Source organism: Xanthomarina sp. F2636L, from assembly GCF_026410195.1.
Lineage (GTDB): Bacteria > Bacteroidota > Bacteroidia > Flavobacteriales > Flavobacteriaceae > Xanthomarina.
Genome location: NZ_JAPMLM010000068.1, coordinates 717,514 through 729,662, shown reverse-complemented (window position 1 = coordinate 729,662; position 12,149 = coordinate 717,514). Strand labels below are relative to the sequence as shown.

The window sequence follows — 12,149 nt, the reverse complement described above, 5'->3', positions numbered from 1 at the left end:
AATTAAAAAAGACTGAAAATATCATCTTTCAGTCTTTTAATAAATTAATTCATTACATAATTAAATCCAGCCACAGACAATACCACCCATAATGGTAACACATATTAACCAATAAGAGCTATTAATGAAGATGTATTTCCATCTTTTACGTTCAAACATAGCATTAATTGCCATCACAGGAAATAATAATAAAATGCCAGCTATAAAACCATGTAATGCACCATGTTTAAAAGTTCTGAAAGCCATGCCATAATCTGCCATAAAAGCTTTGTAAGATGGTAATGCATTGGAAGCATCTCCTCCAACCATGCCTAAAGCACCTGTTTGATGATTGGTTAAAAATTGTAAAGCAAATGCTAATAGGAAGGAGAATATAAAAGTCAACCCAAAAATAAGAGCCATATTTCCTCCTTTTAAATCGTTAGTCGTTAAACCAGATTCTTGCATCCAAGCTTTACCAAATGTTTTTGGATGATACCAAATAAAACCCATAACTAAAGGTACTAAGGCAGCAACCGCAATAGCTAAAAAATTATAATCCATAAAGATAGTTTGTTAGTTTGTTTGCGAAAGGTACTTAAAATAACCGAAATAATAGATATAAAAAAACCTCGAACATCTTGATTTCGAGGCTTTCATAATAGTTTGTAATTATTTAAAGAGCTTTAGCTTCTGCTACCAAAAGCTCATTTTTATCTTCTAATGCTTTCTCAATAAATTCGTTGATATCTGCATTTTTATCTTGACCGTTTTTAATTAAAACACCTAAAGTTAACATCGTTACAATACGTGTTCCAACCTTTTTTAAAGCTGTATTGAACAAGGGTTGAAGCTCATCATAATTAACATTCTTAGCTAATTCTAAGATTTCAGCTTTCACCTTTTGTTGCTTGTCCTCAGGAAGATTCGTATATTTTTTTCCAAATTTCTGAATGACATCAATAGCTTTTCTCTGTGGCTGATTTTGTTTTGGTTGATTTTGATTCTTATTGTTTGAGGGTTGTTGTTTGGCCCAAGAATCTTTTAATCCAACTGTTTTATTAAAAACTAGTTTATCTGAACAGGAATCGTTATCCACATTAAAATAACCAAGACGCTGAAATTGGAACCTGTCTCCTGCTTTTGCTTCAAGCAAGCTAGGCTCTACATAAGCTTCAATAATTTTTAAGGATTCAGGATTTATAAACTCCATAAAATCTTTATCTGGATGTGCATCTGGAGCTTCGTTTAAAAACAATCTATCATATTCTCTAACTTCTGCTTTTATAGCATGTGGAATAGAGACCCAATGCAGAGTACCTTTTACTTTTATGCTTGAATCTTCTGTATATGTACAATGAATTTCGGTAATATTTCCGTTAGAATCTTTTATAACGCTTTCTCCCTTTATGATATACGCATTTTTTAAACGCACTTCTTTTCCTAGAGTCAGCCTAAAATATTTATTATTTGCTTGTTCTTTAAAATCTTCTTTTTCTAAATAAATCTCACGGGAAAAAGGTACTTTTCTAAAGCCTGCAGAATCATCTTCCTGGTTATTTTCTGCTTCAAACCATTCAACTTTTCCTTCAGGATAATTAGTGATAACTACTTTAACCGGATCTAAAACAGCCATAACTCTTGGTGCTGTTTTATTTAAATCTTCGCGAATGCAAAACTCTAATAAAGCCACATCAATGACATTATCCCGTTTAGCAACTCCAACGGTTTCCACAAATTTTCTAATGGAATTTGGTGTATAACCACGACGACGAAGACCAGAAATTGTAGGCATTCTTGGATCATCCCAACCTGATACAATCTGCTCTTCTACCAATTTAAGCAACTTACGTTTACTCATAATAGTATAGCTTAAGTTTAAACGTGCAAACTCTCGTTGTTTTGGAAGCATTGGAAGAGTTTCTGGTTGATATTTGTACACTTGTTCCTTAAACCAATCGTAAAGCTCTCTATGAGGTTTAAATTCAAGGGAACAAAGGGAATGCGAAATCTGTTCTATATAATCACTTTCCCCATGCGTCCAATCGTACATGGGATAAATACACCAATCTGTTCCAGTTCTGTGATGCGCTTTCTTTAAAATACGATACATTAACGGATCACGCATCAACATATTTGGATGTTGCATGTCTATTTTTGCACGGAGTACATGTGAACCTTCATTAAATTTACCATCCTTCATACCTTGAAACAAATCTAAATTCTCTTCAATACTTCTGTTTCTATAAGGTCCATCGACTCCTGGTTGCGTTGGTGTTCCTTTTTGTTCGGCCATGACTTCGCTGGATTGCGAATCGACATAAGCTTTACCTTCTTTGATAAGAGCTACAGCCCAATCGTATAACTGCTGAAAATAATCTGATGAATAAAGTTCGTTAGCCCAAGTATAGCCTAACCATGATATGTCTTCTTTAATAGCATCTACATATTCTTGCTCTTCTTTTGCTGGATTGGTATCGTCAAAACGGAGGTTTACAGGAGCGTTATATTTTTCACCCAAACCAAAACTTATTCCAATAGCTTTGGTATGCCCAATATGTAAATAGCCATTTGGTTCTGGTGGAAAGCGAAAACGTAAGGCTTCTTTTTTTAAGCCATTAGCTAAATCTTCTTCTATGATATGCTCAATAAAATTGAGTGATTTTGATTCTTCAGACATAAGATATTCTTTATTCAAAATATGAAGCACAAAATTAAGTAATTTTAGACTAAATGTAACATCTGAAGCGTTTTTCATACCTATAATTAAACATAAATCATGCAACACAGAAATTACGAATGTCCAAAATGCCATAATCGCAGCTACGAAATGGATCAAATGCAAGCAACCGGTGGATTATTTACGAAACTTTTTAATATTCAAAATAAAAAGTTTACATCTGTAACTTGCAAAAAATGTACATATACAGAATTCTATAAATCGAAAACAAGTGCCATTAGTAATGTTTTTGATTTCTTCACAAATTAATTATGTGCAACAAATTTATTTTAGAAATTTATTCAAACTGACATTTTGAATAGTACTTTTGTATTATGGGAATAATTAAAGTTGAAAATATAAGAGTTTTTGCACATCATGGTTGTTTAAAAGAAGAAACAGCCATAGGTTGCGATTATAGAGTGGATTTAGAGGTAAAAGCAAATTTAAAAACATCTGCTAAAACTGATGATTTAATGGATACGGTTGATTATGTTTTTTTAAACCGAATTGTTAGAGAAGAGATGTTAAAACCATCTAAACTACTGGAAACAGTAGCTAAACGCATTTTAAATAGAATTTTTGCTGAAGACAAATTAGTAAAAAAAGTAACTATTTGTGTTAGTAAATTAAACCCTCCTATTGGTGGTGATGTTGAAATGGTTACAATAAAAATAACTGAAAAGCGTAAAAAATAGCTTGTAAATAGCGAATGACCCTAAAATTTTTTACATTTGCAGTCATCAAAAATAAGCCCTTTGTTTAAGTGTTGCTATTAAGACGCTAAAATATAGGTATTATAAGGTGTCGTGGCCGAGTGGCTAGGCAGTGGTCTGCAACACCATCTACAGCGGTTCGAATCCGCTCGACACCTCTAGAAAGAGTTACTTATTTAAGTAGCTCTTTTTTTTATTTTAAATTTTAAGAAAATTTAGAGTAATATATTTACAATATTTCGAAAATATTGAACCTAAATTTAGTTTAATTTACTACAAGGAATATGTGACGAGACAATCTCAAAATAAAATTTTAGACTCTAATCTGATTGACTCTTTTATAATTAGCTATGTTAATTAAACCAAACAGCATAACGCTGTCTTCTTAATTCCAAGGCCAATTGTTCTTCCATTTTAAGAGCCTCTGTTCTGGAGCTTATAGGACCGATATGATTGAATAGACTTGGCCTTAAATAGGAACCGTATTTTTCTACAATATTCGAGGAAAGTTTATGGCCTTTTTTATTTCTATATCCTGTTTTGTGTTGTTCAAAACGTTCTTTAGGGGTTTTACTTGTCATTCCAACATATAAACATTCTAAAACACCATTGAATTGTGGGTTGACTTCCCGAAATTTTCTGTTTTCAGTAAAAACCCGCTTGGATAATTCTACAACATAAATACGATATTGAATCTTTGCCATTTTTATAATTAAAAAGTTGAACTATTACAAGCCAATTATTAAACAATTAGACAGGTGTAGATATAAAAATTAGTCCTTTTTAATAATATTTATTTGCTCTAGCTTATCTTTAATTCGTTCTTTTTCTTTCGGAAAAAAGCCCTGAATCAATAATAGAATTCCGAATCCTAAAATAACTAATGAGACTATTTTTTTTGTTTTAAAAATACGTCTAGGAGTTAGTTTATTTTTAAGAGTTTTAGCTGCTATCATTTTTAATAAATCTACTACAAAATAAACTGCTAAAATAGTTCCTAAAAAAACAAAAAGTTCTTGATTGGTTTTTGTTAAAGAGCTTCCAATAACTATAAAACCTAACCAACCCAAAAGCACGCCAACATTAATAAAGTTTAATAAAAAGCCTTTAATAAAGAGCATTCCAAATTTCTTTTTAATTTCAACGGTATGATATTCTCTAACAATTTCGCGAAAAGATTTGGAGGTTTTTATAAAAGAAATAAAGCCATAAACAGCTAGAAGCACTCCTCCAAAAATCAAGAAACTTGGATCATCCTTTATTTTATGTAAAAGCTTGGTGGTACTATAAAAGGCAACAATAATGAAGAATATGTCTGCAAGAATAACCCCTAAATCAAATATTAAAGCACTTTTAAACCCTTTTGTTGCGCTGGTTTCTAAAAGCACAAAAAAAACAGGTCCAATAGTAAAGGACAAAATAATACCGAAAGGAATTGCTGTAAGAATAGCATCTTGCATACAAAAGAGGTGTTTCTACAAAATTACATAATTTTTTTAGCGATTTAAAGATAAAGTTACTTGTAGGTTAATTCACAATAATAAAACAAAGAAATAATACTAAGGATTAATCTTTACGGATTAGTTTACCACCAAATAAAATATTTTCTTTAACTGTTTCTGGGGTACCATAAATATAAGCTGTTCCACCCGCTTTTACTTTAACATCTACTTCTTTAGTAGCTTTTACATGAGCTTCACCTGCAGCTCTAATATTTATTTTTGCTGTTTCAGTTTCTAGTTCTTTCCCTAAAAAAGAACCACCAGTTGTTAAATCTATATTTTGACTTTTAGCTTGTCCTGAAATACGAATTACACCTCCCGTAATGGCTTTAGCTTCTACAAAAGTGACATCTTCAATCATAAGTTTGATGCTTCCTCCTTCTTGAGCTCTTACATCTATCTCAAACTGTTTCATAACATCGTTAGAACTAATAAAAGTACCTTCATTAGCATCAATAACATCTAACTTTGTATAATATAATTGAACTGTAGTTTCATCTCCATTAAAGGTTTTTGCAAGAGACATTTTTATTTTTAAAGTTCCATTTTTATTAACAAGAACAACATCGCTTGTATTTTTTCCCGTAATAATCACTTTATTGGTATCTGATTTTATAAGCTCAACCTCAATTCTATCGTATACTTTAAGCTCTTTAAAATCTCCTAAATTTTTCTCTACTTGTGCATTTATACTAGTGATTGCAAATAATAGACTTGCAAAAATTATATGTTTCATTTGCATAATTAATTTTTATAACATTTAAATTAAATGTTCTAAAATTAAGGTATCAAAAACTATTCCTCATGTTTTCCTATTAAAGAAAAATCTAAATGTTTTTTAACTAAATCGGTATCTTTTACCTTCACAATAACTTCATCACCAAGTTGATACATAATTTTATTACTCTTTCCTATTAAGGCATAATAATCTTCATCAAATACATAATGGTCGTCTTTCATGTTTCGAACACTAACCATCCCTTCACATTTATTTTCAATAATTTCTACATAAAGTCCCCAATCTGTAACACCAGAAATAACACCTACAAATTCTTCGTCTTTATGGTCTTCCATAAACCTAATTTGCATGTATTTTATAGAATCTCTTTCTGCTTTTGTTGAAAGGTTTTCCATATTACTTAAATGGTTGCATTTATCTTCGTAAACCTCTTCGTTTACAGATTTTCCTCCATCTAAATAATGTTGTAATAATCTGTGCGCCATAATATCTGGATACCTTCTAATTGGTGATGTAAAATGACTGTAATAATTGAAAGCTAAACCGTAATGTCCTATATTATGTGTGGAATATTCGGCTTTACTCATGGTTCTAATGGTTAATGTATCTACTAAATTCTGTTCTTTTTTTCCTTGAACATTTTTTAATAAATTGTTTAAAGATGAAGAAATACTCTTACTATCCTTAAAATCTAGTTTGTAACCAAAACGTCCTACTACATTTTGAAGTGCCGCCAATTTACTTTCGTCTGGTTCGTCATGAACTCTATAAATAAATGTCTTTTTGGGAGCTTGTTTTCCAATAAATTCAGCTACTTTTCTATTGGCTAACAACATGAATTCTTCAATTAGTTTGTTAGCATCTTTACTGGTTTTAAAGAACACACCAACGGGATTAGCTTGTTCATCTAAATTAAATTTTACTTCTACTTTATCAAATGAAATTGCTCCAGAACGCATACGTTGAGAACGCATAATTTTTGAAAGTTCGTTTAGCTTTAAAGTAGCAAAAGCTATTTCTGGGGTTGTTTTATATGCTTTTCCGCTAATAGCAACTTCAGCTGGAATATTAATATCTATTTTATCTAATTGAGAAGCATTGGGTGATGTTAATGTTGGATTATTTTCAATAATAGCCTGAGCTTCTTCATAAGCAAATCGAGCATCGCTATAAGTGACTGTTCTACCAAACCATTCGTTTTTTACTTCGCCTTTTTGGTTCATTTGAAAGACTGCCGAAAAGGTATATTTCTCTTCGTTTGGTCTTAAAGAACAGGCATTATTTGATAAAACTTCTGGTAACATTGGTACCACACGATCTACTAAATAAACTGAAGTAGCACGTTCGTAAGCTTCATCGTCCAAAATAGTATCTGGTTGCACATAATGAGAAACATCTGCAATATGAATTCCTATTTCAAACAACCCGTTATCTAAAACTCTAAAAGATAAAGCATCGTCAAAATCCTTAGCGTCTTTTGGATCTATGGTATAAGTTAAAACATCACGCATATCGCGACGTTTAGCTATTTCTTCTTTGTTAATTGAGGTATCTAATTTATTAGCATAATCTTCTACTTCATGAGGGAAATCGTATGGCAAACCATATTCGGCTAAAATAGCATGTATTTCGGTATTATGTTCTCCAGGTTTTCCAAGAACTTTAATAATTTTTCCTGAAGGAGAATCGGCTTTTTCTGGCCAATCTTCTAGAGTAACAAGTACTTTATCACCATCTTCTGCCTTATTAATTTTATTAATAGGAACAAAAATATCTGTATACATTTTGTTACCATCTACAACTACAAAAGCATAGTTTTTATGAATTTGGATTACACCAACATATTCGCTTTTAGCACGTTTAATAATATTGGTAATTTCTCCTTCACGTTTACCACGTTTAAGACGTTTGTAGGCGTAAAATTCAACTTCATCTCCATGAAGCGCTTTGTTTATATTATTTGAAGCAATATAAATATCATCTTCAAAATCATCGCTAATAATATATCCAGAACCTCTGGAAGCCATATCTACTATACCAGTGTGATATTCCGTATTTACAATGGCTTTATATTTACCACGTTCTACTTCTTCAATTTCTTTTTTAACTTTAAGTTCTTGAAGTTTTTTTATAATTTGATTTCTACTACTTGCATCGTTGACACCAATTTTAGCAGCAATTTGTTTATAGTTGAAGGAATTGTTTCTATCTTTTTTTAAAATACTTAGAATGGTATTTGTAAGGTTGGAAATCTTGTTGTGTGAAGGTTTCCTTTTTTTCTTTTTTGTCATGTATTAAATGTAATCATATTGAATTTCATAAAGTTAATCGAAATTCGGTTATTATATAGCGATTTAAGTGGAGAAGTTTCGCTAATTATTTTTACAAAACTACGTTTTTAATATTAAATACTTATTTCTTTAATATTAAGTTAACGTAAAAAGGCTTACAAATTAATGTAAACCTTTAATTTTTATGAATAATATTTAGTTACTTACTCAATAACAAGTTGCTTAGTAGCTTTACCTTGATTAGTTTCTATTTCTATTAAATACATACCTGGAGATAAATGTGTGGTATTAATTATCTTTTCTTTTGATGTACTAATTAACTGACCTAAAATATTATAAATGTTTACTTTTTCTAAAATTATGGCTTCTTGTAATTTAATAGTTACTTGGTTTTGTGCTGGATTTGGGTATAAATTAAAATCTATTGAATTATTTTCTTTAATTGATAAAGCTTCAGTTAAATCAAAAACTCTAACGTGTCCAGAATCAGAACCATTTCCAGCATTATGGATAGCTCCAATAGCTACTATACTACCATCATTGGATAAGGAGACACTAAAACCACTAAGATCACTAGAAGCTTCACCATCGATATCATCACCTATTTGAATCCATGATCCTCCTTGATTTTTATATATTCTAACATGTCCAGAATTAGTACCATTTACACCATCATTAAAATAAGCACCAATAGATACTAAAGTACCATCATTAGATAAAGAAACACTATTGCCACTAAGATCACCTACAGCTTCGCCATCAATATCTTCACCTATTTGAGTCCAAGCTGTTCCATTATATTCATACACTCTTACATGGCCAGAATTAATACCATTTCCATCATTATATTTAACACCAATAGCTAGTATACTACCATCACCAGATAAGGAGACACTACCATCACTATCTTCATCAGTATCTTCACGAACAATATCAGCACCTATTTGAGTCCAAGATCCTACTTGGTTTTCATAAACACTTATTTGTCCAGAATTATCGTTATTTCCAATAGTTTCAATAGCTATTCTAGTGCCATCGTTAGATAAAGAGATACTATTACCTGTTTGATAATAAGTAGATTCGCCATCGATATCCTCTCCTATTTGAGTCCAAGATGTACCATTATATTCATAAACTCTTACATGGCCAGAATTAGATCCATTTTCATTATTACCAAGAGCACTAATAGCAACTATAGTACCATCACTGGATAAGGAGACTCTTCTTCCACTTCGATCACCACTACGTTCACCATCTATATCGTTGCCTAATTGAGTCCAAGATGTTCCATTATATTCATAGATTCTTACATGTCCAGAAGCAAACCCATTTACTCCTTCATTATTAGGTGCACCAATAGCAACTATTGTACCATCGCTAGATGTAGAGACACTACTACCACTAAGATCACTAGAAGATTCACCATCTAAATCTTGTCCAATTTGAGTCCAAATTCCACCAATATTTTCATAAATTCTAACATGACCAGGTGCTTGAAATATACCACCACTAATTCTATTATAACGACCTCCAATAGCTATTATAGTTCCATCACTGGATATAGAAACACTATAACCACTTTCATCACCAGCTCCTTCTCCATCTATATCATCTCCTATTTGAACTTGGCTAAATAATAAACATGGAATGAATAATAAAACCAATATAAATTTTTTCATAGTATTATTTTTTACAAAACTAAAATTTTAATTTTTAAAAAATAGTTATCCACATATATATAGATAATCATCTTTTTCTTTTAAAATTTAAAAAAATATTAATGATGATTATAGCTTGTTAATAGCAGGTATAACTTTATTAAGTTTTATTTTGAAATGTGCTTATTGACGTTCTATTAATATGTAGTTAACAATAGATTTACATTTAAAAGCTTCATTTATAGGTTAATTTTGAAAGCTATTAACAACTGTTGATAACTGTTTTTATATGTTAACTTGTTATAAGTATTCCTAAAATCTGTGTTTATAAAACTAAATTTATAGCTGAAAAGTTGTCCAAAAATAGCTGAGTTATATTTAGGTTATTAGAAGTCAGTTTTTGATTGGAAAAATTTCTGGATAAACCATATTTTATTTTTAAAAAATTATAAACAGTTATTAACAGGTTGTGAGTTTTATTTCATAAAGCTATTAACAATCTATCCCTTTATTAACAAGGCTTCATAGAAATACATCTAATAGATATGATTATAAATTACTTAGCTTATTATAGTTATTTATAAAGACTATTTATTCTAAGAATTAATTTTGAATGTATCTTAATTATAAAATTTTATATAAAAATAGCTCTTCAAATTGAATAAATAAATTAAAAAGAATCTGTTTATAGATATACTAAAGAAATAAATGTCATTTTAAAATTTAGTAACTTTATAGTCTTAAAAGAAATGATTTTTCCGAGCTGTCGGAAATAAATTAAAAAATAAGTTTATGAAAATTTCTATTGGTAACGATCATGCTGGAACAGAATACAAATTTACTGTAATTAAACATTTAGAAGCTAAAGGTTTTACAGTTACAAATTATGGAACAGATTCTAATGAGAGTGTGGATTATCCAGATTATGTACATCCAGTTGCAAAAGATATTGAAACTAAAAAAGCCGATTTAGGTATTATTATTTGTGGGAGTGGAAATGGCGCAAATATGACGGCTAACAAGCACCAGGGAGTTCGTTCTGCTTTATGCTGGACCAAAGAAATTGTAGCACTTGCAAGACAACATAATAATGCCAATGTATTGAGTATTCCTGCACGTTTTACTGCATTACCGCAAGCACTAGAAATGGTCGATACCTTTTTAGAAACTGAATTTGAAGGAGGGCGACATGAAAATAGGGTGAATAAAATTCCTGTGTCCTGTTAAATGAGTCAGACACATCACCATCATGTACAATCTTATAAAGATATAAAAGATAGAAAGCTATTACTAGCTATTTTTCTTAACATTTTAATTACGGCTGCACAAATTATTGGTGGATTAGTCTCTGGAAGTTTAGCTTTATTAAGTGATGCCTTACATAATTTTAGCGATGTTATTACTTTAATAGTTAGTTATATTGCTTCTAAATTATCTAAACAAAAAGCCTCTATAAATAGAACTTTTGGTTATAAACGTGCTGAAATTTTAGCCGCTTTTGTAAATGCTGCTACTTTGGTAATTGTAGCTGTGTTATTGATTATTGAGGCTGTAAAACGATTTAAAAATCCTCAAGAGATTGAATCTAATCTTGTTATTTGGTTAGCCTTAATTGCTATTTTTGCTAATGGTTTTAGCGTATTATTACTAAAAAAAGAGTCAAAAAATAATATTAATATTCGTTCTGCTTATCTCCATTTATTAACAGATATGTTAGCAAGTGTGGCTGTGCTTATTGGAGGTTTACTCATGAAATACTACCAGATGTTCTGGGTAGATAGTTTCTTAACTTTTTTAATAGCTTTATACCTGATTTATGTAGGACTGGATTTATTGAAAACTTCTACAAAAATGCTCATGTTGTTTACACCAGATCATATAAATATTAAAGAGGTGGTTAGGCTTGTTAATAAGTTACCAAAAGTAAAAAAAATACATCATGTACATATTTGGAACTTAAGTGATGACGAGCTGCATCTAGAAGCACATTTAGATTTAGAAGAAAATATTAGCACTAAAGAGTTTAATGAGTTGTTATTGGAGATTGAACAAGTCTTACACGACGAGTTTAATATCAATCATGTAACCATTCAACCTGAATATAAAAAGGAAGACCCAAAAGAAGTTATTGTTCAAGATTAATACCTCGTTATGAAATTTAAAACATTCTTATTTCTTGCTTTAATACTGGTTTTTTCCTGTTCAGAAGTTACAGATAACATTATAGAAAACAATGTTCCTGTTCCAAAAAATTTGGAAGTTGGTATTAAAAATAATACAGATTTCAGATTTATTAGATCTGAAATTATTGCTGATAATAGTACCTTTGTCTATCAAATTTTAGAACCTGGCGAGTTTTCTGAGTTTTTAGAAATGTATCAAATTTATTCTGAAGCTGAGATTAGAATTCAAACAGCAGATGCTTATTTTTCTTTTTCACCTTCTCATTTTAATGAAGATACTAAAGTAACTAATGGTTTGTATTATTTTGAAATTAATATGAATTCCAACCAAACGATTTCAATAACCAGAAAAACTTTTTAAG

The 12,149-nt window shown here is 30.4% G+C and carries 12 protein-coding genes and 1 tRNA gene; 6 read left to right on the top strand and 7 right to left on the bottom strand.

Annotation, left to right across the window (positions count from 1 at the left end; translation table 11 throughout):
- Positions 1 to 60 precede the first annotated feature (60 nt).
- Together OS191_RS10655 and OS191_RS10650 are read right to left on the bottom strand one after the other, a co-directional pair.
- Positions 61 to 543: a DUF1761 domain-containing protein gene (locus tag OS191_RS10655; protein ID WP_267155667.1), complete on the bottom strand. Its 483-nt coding sequence runs from the start codon at positions 541 to 543 to the stop codon at positions 61 to 63.
- A gap of 112 nt (positions 544 to 655) precedes the next feature.
- Positions 656 to 2,659 (bottom strand): glutamine--tRNA ligase/YqeY domain fusion protein, encoded by a 2,004-nt coding sequence (locus OS191_RS10650; RefSeq protein ID WP_267155793.1) that lies wholly within the window; start codon positions 2,657 to 2,659, stop codon positions 656 to 658.
- Positions 2,660 to 2,758: 99 nt separating this feature from the next.
- On the opposite strand from OS191_RS10650, the gene OS191_RS10645 reads away from it, so the two are divergent.
- The 3 genes from OS191_RS10645 to OS191_RS10635 all read left to right on the top strand — a co-directional run bounded on the left by OS191_RS10645 (position 2,759) and on the right by OS191_RS10635 (position 3,572).
- Positions 2,759 to 2,968 (top strand): zinc ribbon domain-containing protein, encoded by a 210-nt coding sequence (locus OS191_RS10645; RefSeq protein WP_267155666.1) that lies wholly within the window; start codon positions 2,759 to 2,761, stop codon positions 2,966 to 2,968.
- 65 nt (positions 2,969 to 3,033) lie between these two features.
- Positions 3,034 to 3,396: a dihydroneopterin aldolase gene (gene folB, locus OS191_RS10640; protein WP_267155665.1), complete on the top strand. Its 363-nt coding sequence runs from the start codon at positions 3,034 to 3,036 to the stop codon at positions 3,394 to 3,396.
- A 105-nt stretch (positions 3,397 to 3,501) separates the two neighbouring features.
- Positions 3,502 to 3,572 (top strand) — tRNA-Cys (locus OS191_RS10635).
- A 195-nt stretch (positions 3,573 to 3,767) separates the two neighbouring features.
- On the opposite strand, the gene OS191_RS10630 is transcribed toward OS191_RS10635, so the two are convergent.
- The 5 genes from OS191_RS10630 to OS191_RS10610 all read right to left on the bottom strand — a co-directional run bounded on the left by OS191_RS10630 (position 3,768) and on the right by OS191_RS10610 (position 9,625).
- Positions 3,768 to 4,118 carry a GIY-YIG nuclease family protein gene (locus OS191_RS10630; protein WP_267155664.1) on the bottom strand — a complete coding sequence of 117 codons (351 nt, stop codon included), beginning with the start codon at positions 4,116 to 4,118 and terminating at the stop codon, positions 3,768 to 3,770.
- 69 nt (positions 4,119 to 4,187) lie between these two features.
- Positions 4,188 to 4,874, bottom strand: coding sequence for a LysE family translocator (locus OS191_RS10625; RefSeq protein ID WP_267155663.1), 687 nt, complete (start codon positions 4,872 to 4,874; stop codon positions 4,188 to 4,190).
- A gap of 106 nt (positions 4,875 to 4,980) precedes the next feature.
- Positions 4,981 to 5,652: a head GIN domain-containing protein gene (locus OS191_RS10620; RefSeq protein ID WP_267155662.1), complete on the bottom strand. Its 672-nt coding sequence runs from the start codon at positions 5,650 to 5,652 to the stop codon at positions 4,981 to 4,983.
- A 59-nt stretch (positions 5,653 to 5,711) separates the two neighbouring features.
- On the bottom strand, positions 5,712 to 7,946 hold the full coding sequence (gene rnr / locus OS191_RS10615; protein WP_267155661.1) for a ribonuclease R: 2,235 nt from the start codon (positions 7,944 to 7,946) through the stop codon (positions 5,712 to 5,714).
- 203 nt (positions 7,947 to 8,149) lie between these two features.
- Positions 8,150 to 9,625: a T9SS type A sorting domain-containing protein gene (locus tag OS191_RS10610; RefSeq protein ID WP_267155660.1), complete on the bottom strand. Its 1,476-nt coding sequence runs from the start codon at positions 9,623 to 9,625 to the stop codon at positions 8,150 to 8,152.
- Positions 9,626 to 10,396: 771 nt separating this feature from the next.
- On the opposite strand from OS191_RS10610, the gene rpiB reads away from it, so the two are divergent.
- From rpiB to OS191_RS10595, 3 genes are read left to right on the top strand one after another with little or no spacing between them, the layout of a single operon-like run.
- On the top strand, positions 10,397 to 10,831 hold the full coding sequence (gene rpiB, locus OS191_RS10605) for a ribose 5-phosphate isomerase B (protein ID WP_267155659.1): 435 nt from the start codon (positions 10,397 to 10,399) through the stop codon (positions 10,829 to 10,831).
- The gene (locus tag OS191_RS10600; RefSeq protein ID WP_267155658.1) at positions 10,832 to 11,746 is read left to right on the top strand and encodes a cation diffusion facilitator family transporter; all 915 of its coding nucleotides are present in this window, start codon (positions 10,832 to 10,834) and stop codon (positions 11,744 to 11,746) included.
- 9 nt (positions 11,747 to 11,755) lie between these two features.
- The gene (locus OS191_RS10595) at positions 11,756 to 12,148 is read left to right on the top strand and encodes a hypothetical protein (RefSeq protein ID WP_267155657.1); all 393 of its coding nucleotides are present in this window, start codon (positions 11,756 to 11,758) and stop codon (positions 12,146 to 12,148) included.
- Position 12,149 lies beyond the last annotated feature (1 nt).